The sequence below is a fragment of the Senegalimassilia sp. genome, assembly GCF_977052095.1.
Window position 1 is genome coordinate 35,192 of record NZ_CDRSTZ010000011.1, and the last position, 21,449, is coordinate 56,640.

The window sequence follows — 21,449 nt, forward strand, 5'->3', positions numbered from 1 at the left end:
ACCCCAGAGGCGAAAAAGGGCGGCCAGCTGGCCGCCCTTTCGCTTGCAACTGCCTGTGCGCTTCCCTAGTCGGCGAACAGAGGCGAGAACGCGTTGAGGCTGTTGCCCCAGCGGCGCTGCGCGCCCTTCGCGAAGCTGAGCGCCTCGCGCAGCGCGTCCAGCGAGATGTCGCGACGCTCACCCGTGGAACGGCGCTTGATCTCGACCTTGCCCTCTGCCAGGCCGCGCTTGCCCATGATGACCTGCAGCGGCCAGCCCATCAGGTCCGCTTCGGCGAATTTCACGCCAGCGCGTTCCTTGCGGTCGTCGATAACCACTTCCAGGCCCAGGTTCGCCAGCTCTTCGGCCAGCTTCTCGGCAGCGGGCTGCACCAAGTCGTCGCCGGTTGCCAACGGCAGGATGCACACGTGCGCCGGCGCCACCGACATCGGCCAAATCATGCCGTTTTCGTCGTTGTGCTGCTCGATGATGGCAGCCAGAGTACGAGACACGCCCACGCCGTAGCAGCCCATGATGAACGGCTGCTCCTTGCCGTCCTTGTTCATGAACGTGGCGCCCATGGCGCGCGAGTACTTGTCTCCAAGCTGGAACACCTGCGCCACCTCGATGCCGCGCGCGCCCTTCAATTCCAGGCCGCACTTCGGGCAGCAGTCGCCGGGCTTGACGGTGATGATGTCGGCCCATTCGTCAACCTGGAAGTCTTTGCCCAGTTCAGCGCCCACATAGTGGTAGCCGTCCTCGTTGGCGCCCACAACCCACTTCGGCACGGCCTTCAAGCTGTTCGCCGCAATGACGTAAGCCTGCTCGGGAAGGCCCACCGGGCCCATGGAACCCTTGTGCAGACCGTAGGTCTCCATGTCCTCGTCGGTAAGCAGCGTGAAGCCACCGGCCACGCGAGCCGCCTTCTCCTCGTTGACCTCGTGGTCGCCGGGCACGAACAGCACCACCAGCTTGCCTTCGTCGTTTTTGCCGGACAAGGCCTTGACCGTGGACGTTTCGGGGATGTTCAGGAATTCGGCCAGCTCAGCGATGGTGTGCACGCCGGGCGTGGCAACCTTCTTCATTTCGGGCACGTCATACACCGTGGGGCGCGCCATGCCCTCGCCCACCTCGTCGCTGGCGGCGTAACCGCAGTCGCAGTACACCAGCGCCGACTCGCCCGCTTCGGCAAGCGCGTGGAACTCGCAGGTTACCGCGCCGCCGATTTGGCCGGCGTCGGCCTGCACGGGACGATACTCAAGCCCGCAGCGCTCGCAAATGCGCTCGTAGGCCGCATACATCTTGTCGTATTCTTCCTGCAGCGACTCCTGAGAATCGTGGAAGCTGTAGCCATCCTTCATGACGAACTCGCGGCTGCGCAGCAAGCCGAAGCGCGGGCGAATCTCGTCGCGGAACTTCGTTTGAATCTGATACATGTTCAGCGGCAGTTGCTTGTACGAGCGCAGCTCGGCGCGCACCAGCGCCGTGATGAGCTCCTCGTGCGTGGGGCCAAGGCAGAACTCGTGGTCGTGGCGATCGTTCAGGCGCATGCGCTCGGGACCGTACGCGTCGGCGCGGCCGGATTCCTGCCACAGCTCTTCGGGCTGCAGCATGGGCATGCGGATTTCCTGCGCATCGCACGCGTCCATTTCCTCGCGCACGATGTTCTCGATCTTCGACAGCACGCGCTTGCCCAGCGGCAAGAACGTGTAGATGCCCGCGGCCGTTTTGCGGATGAAGCCGGCGCGCAGCAGCAGCTTGTGGCTGGCAATCTCGGCGTCGGTGGGGTCTTCTTTCAGCGTGGGAGCGTACAAGGTGCTCATGCGCGTGATGTTGGGGTTCGTCATTTACAGTTCCTTTATCTCTTCCATTAAAGCGTCGACGATGGCGCTTTCTTCCACTTTGCGAACGGTTTTGCCGTGGCGGAACACGATGCCCGCGCCCTTGCCGCACGCCACGCCGATGTCGGCGTCGGCCGCCTCGCCCGGGCCGTTCACCACGCAGCCCATAACGGCAACCTTCAGCGGCTTGTTCAAGCCGGAAATGCGCTGCTCCACCTCGTTCGCCAGGCCGATAAGGTTCACCTGGCAACGGCCGCATGTGGGGCAGCTGATGAGTTCGGGGTTGCGTCTGCGCAGGTCAAGCGCGCCAAGCAGCGTCCAGCACGCGCGCATTTCCGTAACAGGATCGTCGGTGAGCGAAATGCGCATGGTGTCGCCGATGCCCTGCTCAAGCAGGATGCCCAGCCCCGAGGCGCTTTTGATGACGCCTTGGAACGTGGTGCCCGCCTCGGTGATGCCGATGTGCAGCGGAATGTGCGGGATGTCGTGGGCCAGCTGGCGATACGTGCGCACCGTGGTCATGACGTCGTGCGCCTTCGCGCTGACCACCAGGTCGTGAAAACCGCGGCCTTCGCAGTATTCCACGTATTGGCGCGCCGAAGCGGCCAGCTTCTGCGGCAACGTCAGGTCGCTGCGCGCAGCAAGCTGCTGGTCAAGCGAACCGGCGTTCACGCCGATGCGAATGGGAATGCCTGCTTCGCCCGCCGCGTCAAGCACGGCGTCGGTTTTTGCCAGACCGCCGATGTTGCCGGGGTTGATGCGCAGCTTCGCTGCGCCGCGCCGAGCCGCCTCGATGGCGATAGTGGCGTCAAAGTGCACGTCGGCCACCACCGGCAGCGGCGATGCTTCGCATACTGCTTGGAACGTGTCCAAGCAGTTGCGCCGCGGGATGGCCATGCGCACCACTTCGCAGCCGGCATCGGCCAGGCGCTGGATTTGCGCAAGGTTTTCCTCCACGCTGTCGGCCTGCGCGTTGAGCATGGATTGCACCACAACGGGGGCGCCGCCGCCAAGCGGCACGTTGCCCACCATGACCTGGTGCGTTTTTTGATTGGGACGCGTTGCGTCCGGCGTAGACGAAAACGCCGCGTCCTCCGAAGAGGCTGCAGCGCACCCGTTCGCCTTATGTTCGTAATTTTCCATAGCGCGTATTCTACCAGCGCCGGGCGCAGCGTTGCCGAAACGTATAGAAGCAACAGGCGAATAAGTTGCTGCAAACACGGGAATTGTCGCCAAAACGCAACAAAGGCGGCCTTGCCGTTCAAGCAAGGCCGCCTTCGAAAAGCGCGGAAGGTGCCTGGGGCCAACGAACGCTGCGCGCCTGCGCTTACTGCCCGAAGAACGTGCCCGAGATGATGCGTTGCACGTCTTGGTTCACCATAACCAGGAAAAACACCACGAACAGCGCCATGCCTGCCATGCTCATGGCGCTCATGGCGCGCAGCGACACCACTTTCTTCGACAGCTTCTGGAACACCTCGATGACGAAGCGACCACCGTCAAGCGGCGGGATGGGCAGCAGGTTCATGATGCCCAGCGACACCGAGATCATGGCCATGAACTCCATGAACGGCGCCAGGCCCGCGTCGGCAAACTGCTTGGACATAACGGCAATGCCCACCACCGACGACGAATCGGACACGGTTTGCGCCGCGGTTGCGGGGTTGAACAGGCCCGCTACGGCCTGAGCCACCATGCCGATGTATGTAAAGCCCGCCACGATGGCGCGGCCGGGGTCCACCGTCATGTGCGTGACCTCGCCCGATTGCAGCTGCACATCGAAGCCGATGACGCTAAACAGCACCACGAACACCACGATGGCGAACAGCAGGTTCACCGCGATGCCCGCCAACAAAATGACCGTGCGTTTCCAAAACGGCAGGCTACGGTACTGCTGCCGGTATTCGCTTTCGAACAGCGCGTGCGCATCGTCGACCGGGCGCGCCTGGCCCTCTTCGTAGCGCGCCGGCTCCGGCAGGCCCGCTTCGCGGGCGGCCTTGATCTGCTTTTTGGTGGGGATAACCTCCATGGCGCGGTACGTGTTGTACTCGTCTTTCTTCGTGGGGCCCGTGCAGCTGCCCCATTCCACCAGCTCGTCAAGCGCTTCAAGCGCCTCGTCGTCGGTGATGCCGCAATCTGCGGCGATGTCTTCCATGTTCGCCGTGCCGCGGCGATACAGCGCCGCAAGCACCGGCTCAAGATGCGGGCTCATCTCGCCCGGCTCCATGCCGCACACGCGCGCATAGCCGCCAAGCAGGATAGGCGTGACGCCGAACTTCGTGCCCCATTTCTTGAAGCCGATGTTCGGGCCGGGCATACCCAGCATGAATTCGGTGACGCGCACGCCGAACGCACGCGAGGCCAGATAGTGGCCGCCTTCGTGAATGACCACCAGAATGCCCAGCACGATGGTGCAATACAGAATCATCAGGACAACGTCCACAGGCAAAGCTCCTTTTGCTTGAAGAGGAAGCGACACGCGCCGCAAGCACGCCGGCGCGCAATTTCAATCCGATCCATTATAAAAAGAGGTTCCGCCCCGTTACCGAAGCGGAACCAGAACTACACGAGGAACATTGCGGATGCGCCCTTCTCACGTAAAGAAACGCTTTAGCTAACGAATCAGGAAGACTCCTTAGCCCCGTTGTGGGCGGTTTGTCCACGCCTAAGGCAATTTGAAAAGCCAGCGACCTGGGTTTTTATCCCACAGTTTCTTATTAGGCCTCCGAAAACCACCACAACCGGTACATGCACGGCAAAAACCAGTCCCCGCAACGTCCAACCCACCCACAACAGGCGTACCGACGACACGGCACGCGAAAGCAAGTCTGGCGCGCCTCTTTATCTCAAGATGCCCAGTTAACGCACCGATTTGCGAGCGGTTTCGCGCGCCCAGGCGTCCAGCTCTTGCAGCTGTTCGAGGCTTTCGACGCGCTGCACGCCTTCGCGTTCGTGCGCGTCCATAACCGCCTCCACGCATTCGGCGATGCCCAGATAGCTGCCCTGCTCGGCCAAAAATGCCGCCACGGCCACTTCGTTCGCCGCGTTCATGACGCACGGCAGCGTGCCGCCAACCGTACCCGCGTGGCGAGCAAGCGCCAGGCAGCGGAACGTGTCCGTGTCGGCCGGCGCGAACTCAAGGCTGCCCAGCTTCGTGAAATCAAGCGGCTCGACCGGCGCAGCCCAGCGCGCAGGGTAGCTGAGCGCGAACTGGATGGGAATGCGCATGTCGGTGGTGCCCAGATGCGCCTTCACGCTGCCGTCCGTGAACTCCACCATGGAATGGATGGCGCTTTGCGGCTGCACCACCACGCTGATCTTGTCGTAGGGCATGTTGAACAGATGATGCGCCTCGATGACTTCCAGTCCCTTGTTCATAAGCGTAGACGAGTCAATCGAGATTTTCGCGCCCATGTTCCACGTGGGATGTTTCAGCGCCTGAGCAGGTGTGATGCCCTCCAGATCCGTGCGCTTCCTGCCGCGGAACGGGCCACCCGAAGCCGTTACCCACAAGCGCGACACCTCGCGCTCGGATTCGCCCAACAGACACTGATAGATGGCGCCGTGCTCGGAGTCGATGGGCATAAGCGCGCCTGCCGGACCCACCTTCGGGGCCACACCCGCCTGCCGGCGCTGCGCATCTACCTGCGCCGCCAGCGGCATGATCAAGTCGCCGCCCACCACCAGGCTTTCCTTGTTCGCCAGCGCCAGCACCTTGCCCGCAGCCAGCGTCTCGTAGCTTGCGCGCAGGCCCGCTGCGCCCACCAACGCGTTTACCACCACGTCGACCTCGGGCAGGCGCACCAGGTTGACCACGGCGTCCATGCCGAAGCCCCATATGCCCTGGCTGCCCGCCTGCTCGCGCACATCGGCCGCCACGGCGTCGGCAGCCAAGCGTTCATCGCCCACGGCAAGGTTGTGCACGTTGTGGGCGCGCGCCTGTTCCAGCATGTCGGCAACACGCGTGTTCACCGCCAGGCCGACGATTTCCAGTTCGTCGGGATGCTGGCGAACCACATCCACCGTTTGCGTGCCGATAGAACCTGTGGACCCTAAAACAACTATGCGCCTCATAACAGCCTCCGTTTGTAAGCCCGAAACGAAAAAGGTTCGGGCCAGCGCTGCAGCGCAACGCCAGCCCGAACGCCTGAACACCTACATGAAATGCCAGGTGAACGGGATGCAGTTACCCGCTACCAGCAAAATCGCCGAAGCCACCGCCACCAAAAACAAGCTATCGCAGCGGTCGAGCAAGCCGCCGTGGCCCGGCAACAACGTACCCGAGTCCTTGAACCCGACGTTGCGCTTGATGCGGCTTTCCGCCAAATCGCCCAGCACGCCGCACAGGCCGCTGACCACGCCGAACACAAGCGCCATGGGAATGGACAGGTTCACGCCCGGAATGAGCGTGAACAAGCACCAGAACAGGGCCGACCCGGCCAAGCCGGCGAAAAAGCCTTCCCAGCTTTTTTTCGGTGAAACGCGGGGCGCCAGCTTGTGCTTGCCGAACTTGCTGCCCACCAAATACGCGAACGAGTCGTTCGCCCACACGCTCAAGAAGATGCCGAGCACCAGCACGCCGCCCCAAGGGTGCGGCAGCGCTTGACGCACCAGTACCAAGCTAGACAGCAGCATGCCGCAGTACGCCGCGCCGAAAAAGCTGACGCCCACATCGGGAATGCGGGCGCGCATCCAGAACACGTACCACACAAGAAGCGCCAAAAGCAGCGCCAGGCTTACCAGCAACGCGCCTTGCAGGCCTAAAAAGTACACGCTTATGGGATACAGCGCCGCAGCGATGATGCCGAGCATCTCGTTGGGAAGCTTTGCATCGGCGCGCAGCATGTAGTAGAACTCGCCCGCGCACAATGCCGCCGTGGCGCACAAAAGCGCCAGCGTGGTCCAGTCGTTGATAAGGATGCACAGCACGGAAACCGTAACGTACACGAAACCCGTGCGGAAGCGAACCTGCAGGTCAGATGCGTTTTTGAACTTTTGCGGCGTTTTAGCGTACGCATAGTCTTTCAAACGCTCGCCGCGTGAACGCTCGTCGGCGGCCTGCGCCTGGCCTGCCGCTTGCTCCTGCGAGCGCGCATCCCGGTTGTCCGCCTGGCGCTGCACCACCTATTTCACCGCCCCGAAGCGACGGTCGCGGCCCTGGTAGGCAAGCAGGCAGCGCAAAAACTCATAGCGGTCGAAATCAGGCCACAGCGTATCGGTGATCACAAACTCGGAATACGCCACCTGCCACAGCAAAAAGTTCGACAAACGCAGCTCGCCCGACGTGCGGATGACCACCTCGGGATCGGGAATGTCGGCCGTGTACAGGCCGCGCGCAAAATCGGCCTCGGTCAAGGCAACCGTAGGGTCCTCGCCTTCCGCGGCACGCGCCAACGCACGGCGCACGCACGCCTCGGCCGCATTGAGGATTTCCTGGCGCGAGCCGTAGTTCACGGCCACCACCAGCGTCATGCCAGTGTTGTTGCGCGTCTTCTGCCACGCTTCCTCGAACGCCTCGCGCGTTTCGGCCGGCAGCGCCGACAGGTCGCCGATGGTTCGCACACGCACGTTTTCCTCGTGCAGCCCATCGACCTCGGCCAGCATGGTTTTGGCGAACAGGTCCATAAGCCCCACAACCTCGTCCTGCGGGCGCTTCCAGTTCTCCGTGGAGAACGAGTAGATGGTAAGGTAGCGAACGCCCAGGTCAAAAGCGCAGCGAATGGTTTCGCGAACCGCTTCGATACCGGCCTTGTGACCCTTCAGGCGGTTCATGGCGCGCTTTTTCGCCCAACGCCCGTTTCCGTCCATGATGACGGCCACGTGCTGCGGGATGTTGTCCAGATCAAGCGCCCCCAGGTCAAGCCCCTCGGGCGGATTCGGGAAAATGTAATCAAGCGGCTTATTCATAAGCGAACCTCATATATACCGGAAAGCCAACCTGCAGGACCCCCGCAGGTTGGCAAACAAAAAAGCAGCAAGAAAGCCTTGCAAAATGAAACGGAAACCTTCGACGCAAACGCAGGAGCCAAACCCCTCCAACCCCAGCAAGCACCGAAAATCCCACGAACGAATCGAAAACGCCATAGGCAGCGAAGAGTCAGCGAGGGGCGCTCTCGTGCCCCGAATTCGTTCGAAGCAAGCGGGCATAGGCCTTCTGGCCATGCCCGTGAAGCTGAGGACGAAGGCGGGGTGCGAGAGCGCCCCGCAGCGTCGAGTAAATTCGCCGGCCGGCAGGCCGGCGAAACCACCTAGATCTCCATTACTTCTGCTTCCTTCTTTTTGAAGGCAGCATCCACTTCGGCAACGTACTTGTCCGTGAGCTTCTGGATCTCAGCCTCGGCGCGGCGCTGCTCGTCTTCGGGAAGGTTGTCTTCCTTGACGCACTTCGCCACGTGGCTGTTGCCGTCACGGCGAGCGTTGCGCACGGCCACGCGCGCTTCCTCGGCGTATTCCTTGCACTGTTTCACCAGTTCACGACGACGATCCTCCGTCAGCGCCGGGAACGGCAGACGGATGACCGAGCCATCGTTGTTCGGCGTGACACCCAGGTCGCTTTCCAGGATGGCGTGCTCGATGGCACCCAGAACGCCCTTGTCCCAAGGCTCGATGACCAGCAGATGCGCGTCGGGCGTTTTCACGCCGGCCATCTGGTTGATGGGAGTGGGCACGCCGTAGTAGTCAACTTTGATGCGGTCGAGGATCATGGCGTTCGCGCGGCCCGTGCGCACGGTGCCGAACGCGTTGTGCAGGCCGCCCAGGGCGCGCTGCATCTTCTCCTCGGTTTCCAGCATGATCTCGTCGATCATTGTGGTTCCTTTCCTTAAACGCCCGCCCCCAAGCGGGCGCGCATATGCCTATTCTACCGTGGTTCCCACGTTTTCGCCCTTAAGCGCGCGGGAAATGTTACCTTCAACGGTCAGGTCGAACACGATCATGGGCACGTTGTTGTCCATGCACAGGCTGGTAGCCGTGGAATCCATGACGTTGAGACCCTGCGACAGCACCTCCATGTAGCTGATGCGGTCGTAGCGCTTGGCGTCGGGGTTCTTCACCGGGTCGGCGTCGTACACGCCGTCAACCTTCGTGGCCTTCATCAGCACGTCGACGTCCAGCTCGCACGCGCGCAGCGCCGCAGTGGTGTCGGTGGTGAAGTACGGGTTGCCAGTGCCGGCGGCCAGGATGACCACACGGCCCTTCTCCATGTGGCGGATGGCACGACGGCGGATGTAGGGCTCGGACACTTCCTGCATATTGATGGCGCTTTGCACGCGGCTGAAAATACCGTGGCGCTCGAAGGCGTCCTGCAGCGCCAGGGCGTTCATGACCGTGGCCAGCATGCCGATGTAGTCGGCCTGCGCGCGGTCCATGCCCTCGGTGGCGCCGGACACGCCGCGGAAGATGTTGCCGCCGCCCACGACGATGGCCAGCTGCACGCCGTCGTGCACCACGTCGGCGATTTCGTCAGCCAGCGAATCGACCACCTTCGGGTCGATGCCATAACCGAGGTCACCTGCCAATGCCTCGCCGGACAGCTTCAACAGCACGCGCTTATATCGGTATTCCTCGGCCATAGGTAAAACCTCCCGGTTAACTTGGATTCGCTTAGCTTGCCTATCTTACCTGAAAATGAAAACGGCCGCCTATGATGGCGGCCGTTTCTTGGCGATTCACGCAAAGGACAAAGAGCGCTTAAGCGGTTTCAGTGAAATCGGCGCTGACCGTTGCCTCGGGGTTGTTGTACCTGTCGCGGTCAAGCCCGCCCGTGAAGTTCGACGACGTGACGCCGGCAACCATGGAGTCGCTGACGTTCAAGGCGGTACGGCCCATGTCGATAAGCGGTTCAACGGACGCCATCAGGCCCACGATCTCGATGGGCAGGCCCATGGTGCCCAGCACGATTAGACTGGCGAACGTGGCGCCGCCGCCAACACCGGCCACGCCGAACGAGCTGATGACGATGACGGCAATCAGCCCGATGACCCACGTGGGATCGAACACGTTGATGCCCACGGTCGGTGCGATGAGCGTTGCCATCATGGCCGGGTAAATGCCCGCGCAGCCGTTCTGGCCGATGGACATGCCGAAGCTGGCCGCGAAGTTCGCCGTTGCCGGGTCAACGCCAAGCGCCTTGGACTGCGTCTCGATGTTCATGGGCAGGGCGCCGGCGCTGGTGCGGGACACGAACGCGAACGATAGCACGGGGAACGCCTTCTTCAGGTACACGACGGGGCTGACGCGGTTGCCGGCCAGGATAAGCAGGTGCACCAGGAACATGGCGATGATGGCCACGTAGCTGAAGATGATGAATTTTCCCAGGTCAAGGATGGCGGCGTAGTCGCTGGTGGCCATGACGTTGGCAATAAGCGCCAGCACGCCGTACGGGGTCAGGCCCACCACCATCTTCACGATGCACATGACAATGCCATACAGGCTGTCGATGAGGTTGTTGAAGAACTGCGCCTGCTCGGAGTCGCGGTCGCGCAGCTTCAGATACGCCAGGCCCACGATGGCCGAGAAGATGACCACGGCGATGGTGGACGTGGAACGCGTGCCGGCCAGGTCGGCGAACACGTTGACGGGAATCATGGACAGGATGGTCTGCGGAATGGTGGTGTCGGCAACCTTGCCCTGGCGCGTCTGCAGCGCGTCAAGCTTCGTGGCGTCAACCGAGCCCTGCGTGAAGTCGGCGCCGGCCAGGCCCGACAGCGCGATGGTGGCCCAGCCGAACAGCGCGGCAATGGCCACGGTGATCAGCAGCACGGCCAGCACCGAGCCGCCGATTTTGCCCAGGTTGTCAACGGCCTTCGTGCGCGTGAACGCACCGACGATGGCCACGAACACCAGCGGCATAACCAGCATGCGCAGCAAATCGATGTAGCCGGTGCCCACCAACGACATCCAGTCGAGCGCCACCGTTGCGGCGTCGCTGCCGCGGCCAAGTGCCAGCTGAATGCCCGCGCCCAGAACAATGCCCAGGCCAAGCGCGGTGAACACGCGGAACGTGAAGCTTTTCTTCGCTTTGCGGTTCAGGTACCACAGCACTGCAAGCAGCGCGGCGAAGATGACCAGCACACCAAGCACCGGTCCCACTACGTCAAAAGACATGATTCTCGTCTCCTTTGGTTGCAGGGCGCGCCGGCGAACAAACGGGCGGCGGCTCTTTCAGCCGCCGCCCGTGCGTACATCGCCACGCCCCTTGTTTTGCGTGCCGAATATTATGCGCCTACTTCGCCTAGTAGTTCAATAGGATTGCTTACTTTTATTCAAGAGAATGCATCATCGTTTTCGCCGAATGCAGAAAACAGCGAAGGCAGATAGCGCCACAGCCGCTGCGGCTATTCCGACAAGCAGCGCAACAACCGCCGCAAGGTTATCGCCCGTTTGCGTCAAATGGCTTGCTAGCCCCGCCCCTGCAGAAACGCCACCTGAAGGAGCAGGCGTGGTGGGCTCGATGGTTCCGGAATCGTCTTCTGCCGTGATCTCCCAGCGAACCTGCTCGTTCGCGCTTGCCAGCTCATTCGAAACCGAAACCGGCACCTGCAATTGCAAATGCAGCGTCGCCTGACCGTCAGCTGTGAACTTCGCAATGCAAACGCTATCAGAGAACACGCTTCCAGCAGAGCCTTCATCGAGCGTCATTTCACCGCCATCGCCAGAAACGGAGGCAGAAAGGGTAACGGGCACCAGCGCTTGCGCAGTTTCGTCATCAACAACGGCCTTCGCGTACACGCTGACCTCGGAATCAACGCCACTCACACGCACAGCAACATCTTGCTGACGCTTATCGCCAGGCATCAAGTTCTTGAACGCAGGGAACAAATCCGTTGCCGTAGCAGATCCCTGGGCGCCTTGCACCGTCAGCTGCCTGGCAGCGCCATCATAGGCAATCGTCGGCGTTTCTGCATCCGCGAACGCGCGCCCCGCAAACAGCGCAAGGCACAGCAGCGCGCAAGCAGTCAACAACGCTGCAAAAAGCAGCGGGCGGCGGCCTTTCAGCCGCAAAGCGAAGCCGTTCATTGCCGCTCCCCCTTCGCCTGACCGGACGGAGGCACAAGAAGTCCGTTGCTCACCGTGCAGCCCCAAGCGTCCGAAACCGCTTGTTCGGGCGACGATTGAATGCCCTGCACCTCAACATCAACGACCAGGTGCCTTCCGTCGTGCGTTCCGTTTTCGCTGACAGTCTTAATAAGCTGGCCGCTTTCGCCAAGCGGGGCCACCGAAGCAGTCCAATACCAAAAGCCATCGGCGCCCTTTACCCAGGCGCCTTCAGCCGAAGTGGAGCCGCCCGCTGAAACGTCGGACCCCCACGCTATGCTGTAATCGGTCCCTTCCTCAGGCTCCTCCCAAAGTTGCACGCCTGCGTCATCTTGCCAATACATATCAACCTGCGCGCGAAGAAATGCAGGGGCGGTACCATCGTTTTTGGCCCGCACATCGCTTTTCACCGCGCCATCGAGCTTCTCGTCAACCGCTGGCGAGATCGTTCCTATTCCGAACTGGTTCACCAGCACGCCCGTTGCCGAAAGCCAAGCAAGCGCGCCGCCAACGCACGCCAGGCACAGCAAGCATGCGAGCGCGACGACAGCCGTTCTTTTCCGAAAGCGCATGCTATTCCGCCTTCCCTACCACGCCGTCTGACCACACGTTCTTTGCACGTGCGTCCCCATCAAGCCACTTCAGGTGCGTGCGCGTGTTCACGCACGTCACCGTTGCATCGTTTTCGCTTGTTGCCGCCGACACCCGCATAGTCACGCTTGACGCAGGGGCCGAATCCGCAACCGACAACGAGCTGCTATAGCGCCATGCCCACGCATCGTCCTCGACAACGGTATACGTGCCCGACGGAACGGAAATCTTCGCCGCCCCCGAGTACACCGCCACGCCGCCAACATACGCCGACGGGGTTGCGCTTACCATCACGGACACGTCGCGCATTTGGGCAGGCTGAGAGTCCGTGGCCTCTTTCGTCACCTTGAACCTAAACGTCATGCCGGCCGCTGAGGAATCCGTCACCTGCTTCACCAGGGTCACCGTATGCGTTGCGGGAAAATCGAACACGGCATTGCCAGAACCCTGATCGTCGACACCGGTGATTTTCGTGCCCAGCTTGTCCTCAAGCGCGAACGAGCCAGCACCCGAACCCGCGCTGTACAGCGATACGTTCTTGCCGTCCACCTTCTCCTGGTTTGCAACAAGGTTACCCGCCGTATCGCGCTCGTAGCGCACGCGAACAACCGAGATGGTCAGCTGCGTCCCGTCGAACGCATCCGCAAAGCATGCCTTAATAGGAGCACCGTCCGAAACGTCCGTCACCTCGCCTGACGCGTTCGGGTCAAGCTGCCACTTAAGTTGACTGGTCACGTTGTTCTTGGCATCCATAACAGCGCTGTTCGAAGTGTCGTGAGCAACCACGTAAAACGTCATGGGATACAGGTCCATGTCGCCCGTGATGGGCTGGTTTTTGAACTGATCCCACGTTTCCACCGTGCCGTCAGCCTTAAGCCAGTGCCACTCAAGGAACATTTCCTTGCAGTCTCCGCCGTGGTCGGCGGCACGCGCCGCAAGTTCTTGCGCCACGTCAACGTAAGCATCCGAGTCGTAAGCCACGCTCTTAACCGTAGTCTCCTGATTGCCGTCGGCGTCGTACACGGGCTTGCCGTTTTCGTCCACGACGGGCACCTCAACCTGGTGCACGAATCCCGCTGCCGCACGGGCGCTGCCCTCGTCAACCGAGGCCTCATAAAGCACGTCGCCGTCCGCGCCGTGATAGCGCACCTTCCATGGCGTTTCTTTGTACACCGCCGTATACGTCACGCCCGTCGCAAAGGGTTCCGATCCTTCGAGCACATAGTCCTTTTCGCTGGTCATCAGCGTATACGATCCATCTTCGGCGTTGTAGTCGCGCGACCATCCAACGAAGTCGTACGTTTTGCTGTTGTTGCCTTGAACTTCGGCGGCGGCCTTCACCTGCAGCGACACCTGATCGCCCGACGCCGTGCGCGTCAGCCCGCGCACGCTTGATGGGTCATCAAGCACCGAATCGATATTCGAGTTCACAACCACCGTGGTGGCTCGATACACCGGGAACAGCTCCATGGGAGCATTCACCACCGTTGACTCGTCCACCATATCCGTTGCCTGCGACCAAATCACGTACTTGGCATTGCCGTCAGGCTTGTCCGCCGTCCATCCCACAAACGCATGGAACGCGTTGCCATCAGCCGCATCAATATCGCCCACATTGAACGTTGGCTTGGGAATGCCGCCGTCAAGACTGCCCAGCGTGTCGCCGCGTTGCGCCACCTTGCCGTCGATGTCGGTTGCGTTCAGGTGATACACCACAGCTAAGGGCGCGTAGTAGGCAACAAATGCGTACGAGCCGCCCGCCTCAATGGTTGCCGCATACGTGTTGCCATCGTCGCCCGAACCGTAAAGGTGCCGGATTGCGCCGTCGGGGCACTCCAGTTCAACCTTCTCAAGCACATATTTCTCGGTGCCGTTCTTGTAGACGGTCGTGGCGATGTCGGGCTCAACGGACGCCGTCGAAACACCATCAGTTTCCGTGAGGGTCGGGGTAATCTGCCAGTTCGGGGCATTCACCGTATCGGTGCCCGTAAAACCGGCGCGATGCAGGTTCGTGTCGTAGTTCACGTTGTACTTCGCGTACACCGGATACACATCCTGAGGTTGCGTGCACACGTAGTCGTCCGTCACCAGGTATGGCGCGGCTTTTGCCGGGTCGCTTGTGGTGAACGAATCGCCGTTCACGTCGTAGATGTAGTTCCAAACGTCAGAGTCCTTCTCGACCTCGGCGGTGGTTATCCAGCCTAGGAATTTATAGCCGGGAGCCTTCTGAGCCATCTCGTCGTTTGAAGGTTGTGGATTGCCCGAATGCTGCCAATTCGCGATGCTCTTCCCGCTAAAAGGATACGTATACACATGGTCTTCGCCGCCGAGAAGCTTCTCTTGGTAGCGCCTTCCGTTGATGGGTCGATTTACAACGTCACCGCTCTTCCAATAGAAGTTCACTTGAGCCACCAGATGCGCTGTATAGAGATAAGTACGATTCGAGTGGTGAATACCAGTCGTCCAAGGGTTGTCGGTACTTACATCCGTACTGTCGGTCCCCATATCGCTACGTTCCCAATCCCAGAACAGGAATTTATAGCCACTGTTCACACTAGCGGCAACCGCGAAGCTAGTAAGTCCCGGGCTGCTTGTATTGGAGAGCGACGCCGCACCCGGGAAATCGTCGGTAATGGCAATGTCATAGGTCGTGTTGTCGCCCACCACGTGCGCGTGCACGGTAAACGGCTCGGTGACCAGTTTCGATGACGTCACCTCTGGAGCCGAACACGTTTTACCGCGGTCAACCGTGCCCGGGCCCTCGTGCCAGCTGTCGAACGCGTCCTGCGAATCAAGCGGCGCATCCTTGCGCTCGACAAACGCCGACTTGTACTGCTGCCAATTCGATGCATACGAAATAGCCGAGAACGTGCCGTCAGCGTTCTTCTTCACGAAGGGGTTGTTGAGCTCGCAATCCTGAAGGCGCGTGGTGGTGCCGTAATAGTCTACGCGATACTCGAAACGCGCCGTGTACGTGTGCGGCACCGTAAGGTCAACGCCTGCGGGCAACGTGTAGCTGGAATCCCTGCTTACGCGCACCTCAACGTCTTGCCCGTTCACCTGCTTCGTTTCGTACCAACCCAGGAAGCGATATCCGTCGGGCAGCGCGCCGTCTTCGGACAGCGCCTTGCCCGATGCATCCAGCACCTGTACGGTGTATTCGGTAGATGCAGTGGTCGACGCGGAAACAACCTTCGTTCTGGCAACACCAATGCGCTGCGAGGCGTCGTCCAAGCTATCCTGCTCGTTGCCTTCGCACACCGTGATGACGTTGGACGCGTAATCGGAATACACCGGGTAGAAATCAGCAGGTTTTGTCACTACGATCGTCTGCCCTGCGGGATAGAATGCGCCGTCGTTCTTCAAAGCCGCCAAATCCGTCGACGAAATGCCCACGTAACCGCCGTTCGAACCGGTTTCGGTATTCGCCTTCGTTGTCCAGCCAATGAATGTTGCACTTTCAGACGCCGGCTTCACCTGGGGAATTGCCGGCGTGATGCCAGTTGCATACCGATACCAGTCGTTGCTGGTGTCGGTGTTCTCAACGCCCGTTTCCGCCGTAAGTACCACTCCGTTGGCATCACGGAACAGCACCTGAGCCTGATACGAGGCAATAAACAGATCATCGCCCGCAAAGCCATTGTTGCCTTCAGCGTTATCCGCGGTATACGTCGACGTTGCATCGTGCGCGGTATTTGCTTCCACCTGCTTGCCCGCCTCAATGGCGTCGCTGTCGGTTTTGCCGTTGAACCAGGCGTTATCCTCGTCAATCGACGTCACCATAACACCGGGCTCGCGGAACCAGCCCACGAAGCGGTAGCCGCCGTTGTCTGCGCTTAAACCAGAGGGCTGCGTGGTGCCTTGCCCGAATGTCACCGACGTGTCGCCCATGGCAAGGCCCTGCGCCGTGCCCGCAAGAATCGCCGACACTGCAAAGTTGTACGGATCGGCCGTAGCCTGGTCAACGCCCAGCTTCGTAGCCTTGATATCCACCGTGCCCGCACCCGGGAAATCAAGCGTCGCCCTCACGCTTGCGCCGTGCACGGGAATGCCAAGCTTGTAATCCATAGCCCACGCATTGCCGTGACCTGCGCCAACGTAGGCATCGTTGTCCGTAGAGCGCGCAATTCCGCCTGAAAAGTCATACGCATGGCTTTCCCACAGCTCGCGAGAAACGTAGCGGTCATCGTCCCACGGGCCAAACGACGCCCCGGATGCGGTTTTGTCATTCGCCAACGCATAGATTTTCTTGTTCGCCGCCGTGCCCTGGCTTGATCCGTTCAAGCTAACACTCGGCTTGAAATAGCAGTCGGTAATGGTGGCGTCGCCCACGCTTGCACGGCCGGCAATGCCACCAAGGTTCACGTCGTTTTGGATGATGGGGATAACGGCAACAGGGTTGTACTGCCGCGAGCTCAGATCGCCAGCAAAGTGGCTGCGCTCTATCACGTTGCCGTCCGCCTTGTCGATGCGACCTGCCAAGCCGCCCGACCACGCCAGCGTTACGGCAACCACGCCCACATACGACGCCGAGTAGCTATAGCACGAAGCAGTAGAGAAGCAATCGATCACCTTCGCGCCGCCGCCCATGCGGCCCACGAAGCCAGAAGCATACACGTTGTTGCCGCCCAAAGCGCCAACGACAACATCGTATTTATTGGTAACGTCGGTGCACTGCGCCACCGATCCGTCCTCGTTGCGCGTTGGCGTAACGCGGCTGTACTCGATGGTCGAATTGTCCACGTACCCGGCAAGCGCCGCCATGTACAGACCTTCGCCGCCAAGCGCTTGAACGCCCGATGTTGTGCTGTTCACGGCGCGGCCGCCGCGCACTTCGCAGTTATACAGCGTGCAGCCGGACAGTTCGCCGGCAATAAGGCCGCCTTCGAAACCGGCATTCGTGATGAGGTTCAATGCATTGTTTGCGCAGGTCACATGCAGGGTACTTTCCATGACCATAACGTTTTCGATATGGGTGTCAACCGCTTTGCCCACGATGATGCCGCCGCGGAAATCGGCCCACACATCCGCGTCTTTCACCAGGAAGTTCTTAATGGTAGCGCCCTTCGTTTCGGCGAAGAAGCCCGTATCGCGCTCGGGGTCAAACGCGTTGTTCGCGTACTTCAAGCCCGTCACGGTGTGGTTTTGCCCGTCGAACGTGCCTGCAAACGGGTGCTCGGAGTTGCCAAGCGACAGGTGCTTCACCGTGTCCTTCACGATCATCTGCATATCGCTGTCGCCCAGCGTGATGTCGTTGTCCAAGTACACGACCCAGTTAGACGTGTCGCGCTCCCGCGACAAGGCAACCAGCGCAAGGAAGTCATTCGCGCTGGTGATGTGCTTCTCTTCCACAGCTTCGGGCTGCGTACCCGAGTCGGCCGTCTCGTCAGCATATGCTTGTTGCGCCGGCTTCAGCGCGCAGCAAGCAACCAAAGCCAGCAGCAAAGCGAACACGGCCGCGATGCCAAGCTGCACAATCTTGCTTGTTCCCTTTTCCACGGCCTACCTCGCTTCCGGCCATCCCGCAACGTCAAGCACGTCGAGGGGCGTCCCGTCTTCTTGTTGGTTTTTGGCTTGCACCGCTTGGGCATCAACGACCAGCTGGAAGCTTCCGCCTTGCGCAGCCGCTTGGTAATTGCCCACGAAGTTCACTGAGTTCAAGAGGTTTTCCGTGTACTCGCCAGCATTCACAACGCCGCGGTTTGCCGCCGTTCCGCGGTAGTAGTACCAGCCATCGCCGCCATCCACCCATGGCGCATCGGCGGAATCGTTCAGGTTCAGGCGAACGACGTTTCCGGCATCGGCGGTTTTCCCATCAGGCGAAACAGAGCGCATAGCCAAGCGAGCTCGCACGTACATGGGCTCGCTGCCGGCGTTTTGGACGCGAACGATACGGCTGATTGCCCCCGAAGAAACCTTTGTTGCCGGATAATCGCCCGAAGCGGACGCATCGAACGGGACTTCGCTGCCGCTGTCGTTGAGCGTAAACTCGCAGACGCGCATCTTCACGCTGCCGAAGGTGATGACGTTGTCGGCCGGAGCCGTGCCAACCGTGAATGCGGCGGTACCGAATACCGCCAGCAGCGCCGCCAAAGCCAGCGCCACCAATGCGGCCAGATTGAAGATGCGTTTCTGATTGTTGGATGCAAGCGAGACCGCGGCCGTACGCGTCGAATGCGCAGCGAAGCCGGATTGCTCGCGCAAATGCGAAGTGTTCCCCATGGTGATGCTCCCGTCGGGGGGTTGAATTCGAAAGGCCCAACGTCCAGAGCCCGGACGGCTAGCACGACCGCTCGGGCTCGAACGCTGAGTTGTTGGTGGTTTTGGCTACTTAGGCGGCCTGCTTTGCGGCCCAAACCTTTGCCTGAGCGAGAGCGTTTACGGCTGCGTCAGTACCGCCGTTAGCTTGATCGCCACCAAAGATGTAGCAGGAAACCGTCATGGTCGGATTTGCGCCATTGACCATGTCCTTCGTCAACGAGCCAGGAACAACGACGTTGCTAAACAGCTCGCCGGTGAACACATCGGTCGTTTCGCTAGCGGTAAGCAAGCCAGGGACCGTAGAGGGGGTAGCCGACGACTTCGTGTACATAAACAGACCGCTCATATACTGACCGGTGGTACCATTCGTCTGCACCTGACCCTCAACAGCAGTCCAGCCATTGCTGATGGTGAAGTACGGCGTATTTGCAGGGTCCGTACCTGCTGTGACCAGCGCGTTCTTAACGTAAACGAACACGTAGGAGTTGTCGCTGCCCTTGCCAAGGCCAACGTTCGGGTTCTTGGCGATGCTTGCACCAGGAGTCAGTTTGGAGTTATCAATCCACTTCGTCTCGATCAAATTGCCGGTAACGTCCCAATCACCACCGCCCGGCTGGTCAGGATTTGTCGAATCGGGCTTGTGATCCGGGTTGTTGATGCTGCCCACCGTAAAGGTGTTCGTCAAGCTGCTTTGCGCGGTCAACCACGCGTACGTGCCCAGGCCAGCTGCAAGCGCCAGGCACAGCACCGCTGCTACAATTGCGGTGCGTTTCTTTGAAATCTTCGCCTTTTCCATCATGGATTCCTTTCGATTGCTTTCGCGTTGCCGACGCGTGCCCGTCGTCAGCGCAACCCTTACCCGCTTAACGCGCGCTCCTTCTCAGCGCGCGCTTTTACGGGCATCCCCTTCGCCGCCCTTGCCAAGCAAAGCCGATGCAGCCAGCAACAGGACCGCTACGGCAACGACCACGCATAAACCGGGCGGCGTCGTGCAGTACGCATTGACGTAGCCCAAATAGGGAATGCAAAAAACAGGAGATCCAATGACCTGCGAAAACGGCGTTTTCTCAGCGTCATGAGCAATAGTTCCATCAGCGTTGACGTTCGCAATCCCTTGCGTGCCGATCAACTTGGCATCAGCGTCCACTTCGTAAACCTGGTGCGTTACCACCGCGCCATCGGAGCGGTGAAACGTAGCGGTATCACCGGGTTGAAGCGTTTCCGCATCAACCGAATGGACGAAAATCAGCGAGCCAACAGGGTATTCCGGCTCCATGGATCCGGACAGCACCGCATACGGTGTATATCCAAAGAGGCGCGGAACCAGCGAGACAACGACGAGTGCGACAAGCGCAGCTGCAAGCAATCCCCCTAACGCCCGCGCCAGACTGCTGATACAACGTTTCAGCATGTCGGCGCCCCTTCCTTTCTTCCAGGGTCAGCCGCAGCCAGCTCTAAGAAATTTCGCGGAAGCCTTTTGCCGTCTCCGCTTGTGAATAAAAAAATGGCTTCACAGTAAAATTGGAGTAGAGTTACTTGAATCCTGTTCGGATTTATGTCCTCACGGTTTTCACCGTACCCCCCCCCGTACCTAAAAGTCAACAATAAATCCTAGTTTGTAGATATATTTGTTTGTTCGAAACATTTCTTGTTGTTGCGCAAGAAGCAAAAATGCGGCACGCCCATCAAGCCGCAGCGAAAGAAGTTCCTGTTCATTTGCCTATTCGATCAGTGTTTCCGCATTCAAAGCATCGCTGGTCATCGAATGGGAATTATTCTGCATACATGCAAAAGAACTGGCCCCAAACATGAAGAAGGCGGCCCGGGAAGTGGCCGCCTTCTTCGAAAAAAGGGAAAGGGAGAGAAAGGAACGGGGGTGGTTGGCCCCGCGAAGACTGCGCGCATGGCGCGGCCTGCGCGGGGCCGCCCGGATACCGGGCAGCCCCAGGGCACGTGGCCCCGTTACAGCTTAGGCAGCGTTGCCTTGGCTAGACGAACCGTTGTTGAACAGACGGTTCAACAGCTCGTTCGAACCCGAGCTAGAGCCGTTCTTGCTGGAGTTCTGCGTGGTGGGCGCAGCCTGCGAGGACTCGTCGGAACCAAGCGTCACCTGCAGCTGCTTCGTTTCGCCGTTGCGGTTCACCTCAAGCGTCACCGTGTCGCCGGGGTTCTTCGAGCGCACGTCAAGCATCAGGTCGCTGGCGGAATCAACCGTGTTGCCGTCGAACTTCGTGACGATGTCACCTTCCTCAAGGCCCGCATCGGCCGCACCGGAGCCCGCGCTGACCGCGGCAATGTACGCACCGCTGTCAGCCTTCAGGCCGTAGCGCTTCGCGTTTTGCGAGTTCACCGTTGAAAGCGACACGCCAAGCTGCGCGTGCGTGGGCGTTTTGCCTTCGATGATCTGCTGCGCGATGTTGACGGCGTAGTTCACCGGGATGGCGAAGCCGACGCCGGAGTAGTTGCCGGAGTACGACGTGATCAGCGTGTTGATGCCGATGAGCTTGCCGTTGGAGTCAACCAGCGCGCCGCCGGAGTTGCCCGGGTTGATGGCCGCGTCGGTTTGAATCATGTTCGGGTAGATGGTGTAGCCGCCAGACTGGCTGGACGAGTTACCGTAACCGTAGCCATAGCCATCGCTGCCGCTGCTTTCGGCGTTGCTCATGATCTGCGAACGGCTGGTGGCCGACACGATGCCGGTTGCCACGGACTGCTCGAGGCCGAACGGGCTGCCGATGGACA

16 protein-coding genes are annotated in these 21,449 nt (G+C 60.4%); all 16 read right to left on the reverse strand.

The annotated features are described in order from the left end of the window. Positions 1-65 precede the first annotated feature (65 nt). Positions 66-1,826 (reverse strand): proline--tRNA ligase, encoded by a 1,761-nt coding sequence (locus tag ACWI6D_RS03720; protein WP_449133700.1) that lies wholly within the window; start codon positions 1,824-1,826, stop codon positions 66-68. Beyond that, entirely contained in the window at positions 1,827-2,963 is a 1,137-nt protein-coding gene (gene ispG / locus ACWI6D_RS03725; protein ID WP_337368100.1) for a flavodoxin-dependent (E)-4-hydroxy-3-methylbut-2-enyl-diphosphate synthase, read from the reverse strand. Positions 2,964-3,147: 184 nt separating this feature from the next. Continuing rightward, positions 3,148-4,263 (reverse strand): site-2 protease family protein, encoded by a 1,116-nt coding sequence (locus ACWI6D_RS03730; protein WP_449133701.1) that lies wholly within the window; start codon positions 4,261-4,263, stop codon positions 3,148-3,150. A 416-nt stretch (positions 4,264-4,679) separates the two neighbouring features. Further along, positions 4,680-5,894, reverse strand: coding sequence for a 1-deoxy-D-xylulose-5-phosphate reductoisomerase (gene dxr / locus ACWI6D_RS03735; protein WP_449133702.1), 1,215 nt, complete (start codon positions 5,892-5,894; stop codon positions 4,680-4,682). 81 nt (positions 5,895-5,975) lie between these two features. After that, positions 5,976-6,944: a phosphatidate cytidylyltransferase gene (locus ACWI6D_RS03740; RefSeq protein ID WP_302937656.1), complete on the reverse strand. Its 969-nt coding sequence runs from the start codon at positions 6,942-6,944 to the stop codon at positions 5,976-5,978. Beyond that, positions 6,945-7,727, reverse strand: a complete 783-nt coding sequence (locus ACWI6D_RS03745) for an isoprenyl transferase (RefSeq protein WP_449133703.1) — start codon at positions 7,725-7,727, stop codon at positions 6,945-6,947. Positions 7,728-8,068: 341 nt separating this feature from the next. Next, positions 8,069-8,611, reverse strand: coding sequence for a ribosome recycling factor (gene frr, locus ACWI6D_RS03750; protein ID WP_423826684.1), 543 nt, complete (start codon positions 8,609-8,611; stop codon positions 8,069-8,071). Positions 8,612-8,674: 63 nt separating this feature from the next. Continuing rightward, the gene (pyrH, locus tag ACWI6D_RS03755) at positions 8,675-9,391 is read right to left on the reverse strand and encodes a UMP kinase (RefSeq protein WP_129423858.1); all 717 of its coding nucleotides are present in this window, start codon (positions 9,389-9,391) and stop codon (positions 8,675-8,677) included. 118 nt (positions 9,392-9,509) lie between these two features. Continuing rightward, complete coding sequence (locus ACWI6D_RS03760) at positions 9,510-10,925, reverse strand: L-cystine transporter (protein WP_449133704.1); 1,416 nt, start codon at positions 10,923-10,925, stop codon at positions 9,510-9,512. A gap of 171 nt (positions 10,926-11,096) precedes the next feature. After that, positions 11,097-11,837, reverse strand: a complete 741-nt coding sequence (locus ACWI6D_RS03765; RefSeq protein WP_449133705.1) for a hypothetical protein — start codon at positions 11,835-11,837, stop codon at positions 11,097-11,099. Continuing rightward, a complete protein-coding gene (locus tag ACWI6D_RS03770; RefSeq protein WP_337368094.1) occupies positions 11,834-12,427 on the reverse strand; it encodes a hypothetical protein in 594 nt (197 codons plus the stop codon). The genes ACWI6D_RS03765 and ACWI6D_RS03770 overlap by 4 nt, the downstream gene beginning before the upstream one ends. Position 12,428: 1 nt before the next feature. Continuing rightward, positions 12,429-17,945: a hypothetical protein gene (locus ACWI6D_RS03775; RefSeq protein ID WP_449133706.1), complete on the reverse strand. Its 5,517-nt coding sequence runs from the start codon at positions 17,943-17,945 to the stop codon at positions 12,429-12,431. A 3-nt stretch (positions 17,946-17,948) separates the two neighbouring features. Continuing rightward, on the reverse strand, positions 17,949-18,668 hold the full coding sequence (locus ACWI6D_RS03780) for a hypothetical protein (RefSeq protein WP_449133707.1): 720 nt from the start codon (positions 18,666-18,668) through the stop codon (positions 17,949-17,951). A gap of 109 nt (positions 18,669-18,777) precedes the next feature. Beyond that, positions 18,778-19,503 carry a SipW-dependent-type signal peptide-containing protein gene (locus ACWI6D_RS03785; RefSeq protein WP_449133708.1) on the reverse strand — a complete coding sequence of 242 codons (726 nt, stop codon included), beginning with the start codon at positions 19,501-19,503 and terminating at the stop codon, positions 18,778-18,780. Positions 19,504-19,587: 84 nt separating this feature from the next. Continuing rightward, positions 19,588-20,118: a signal peptidase I gene (locus ACWI6D_RS03790; protein ID WP_302937641.1), complete on the reverse strand. Its 531-nt coding sequence runs from the start codon at positions 20,116-20,118 to the stop codon at positions 19,588-19,590. Positions 20,119-20,676: 558 nt separating this feature from the next. Beyond that, on the reverse strand, positions 20,677-21,449 hold a 773-nt coding region (locus ACWI6D_RS03795; protein ID WP_449133709.1), incomplete at its 5' end, for a S1C family serine protease.

Bases quoted from the DNA above. Each gene is read 5' to 3' on its own strand.
- ACWI6D_RS03720 (WP_449133700.1), bottom strand. From the start codon at position 1,826: ATGACGAACCCCAACATCACGCGCATGAGCACCTTGTACGCTCCCACG.
- ispG (WP_337368100.1), bottom strand. From the start codon at position 2,963: ATGGAAAATTACGAACATAAGGCGAACGGGTGCGCTGCAGCCTCTTCG.
- dxr (WP_449133702.1), bottom strand. From the start codon at position 5,894: ATGAGGCGCATAGTTGTTTTAGGGTCCACAGGTTCTATCGGCACGCAA.
- ACWI6D_RS03745 (WP_449133703.1), bottom strand. From the start codon at position 7,727: ATGAATAAGCCGCTTGATTACATTTTCCCGAATCCGCCCGAGGGGCTT.
- frr (WP_423826684.1), bottom strand. From the start codon at position 8,611: ATGCTGGAAACCGAGGAGAAGATGCAGCGCGCCCTGGGCGGCCTGCAC.
- pyrH (WP_129423858.1), bottom strand. From the start codon at position 9,391: ATGGCCGAGGAATACCGATATAAGCGCGTGCTGTTGAAGCTGTCCGGC.
- ACWI6D_RS03760 (WP_449133704.1), bottom strand. From the start codon at position 10,925: ATGTCTTTTGACGTAGTGGGACCGGTGCTTGGTGTGCTGGTCATCTTC.
- ACWI6D_RS03765 (WP_449133705.1), bottom strand. From the start codon at position 11,837: ATGAACGGCTTCGCTTTGCGGCTGAAAGGCCGCCGCCCGCTGCTTTTT.
- ACWI6D_RS03770 (WP_337368094.1), bottom strand. From the start codon at position 12,427: ATGCGCTTTCGGAAAAGAACGGCTGTCGTCGCGCTCGCATGCTTGCTG.
- ACWI6D_RS03780 (WP_449133707.1), bottom strand. From the start codon at position 18,668: ATGGGGAACACTTCGCATTTGCGCGAGCAATCCGGCTTCGCTGCGCAT.
- ACWI6D_RS03785 (WP_449133708.1), bottom strand. From the start codon at position 19,503: ATGGAAAAGGCGAAGATTTCAAAGAAACGCACCGCAATTGTAGCAGCG.
- ACWI6D_RS03790 (WP_302937641.1), bottom strand. From the start codon at position 20,118: ATGCTGAAACGTTGTATCAGCAGTCTGGCGCGGGCGTTAGGGGGATTG.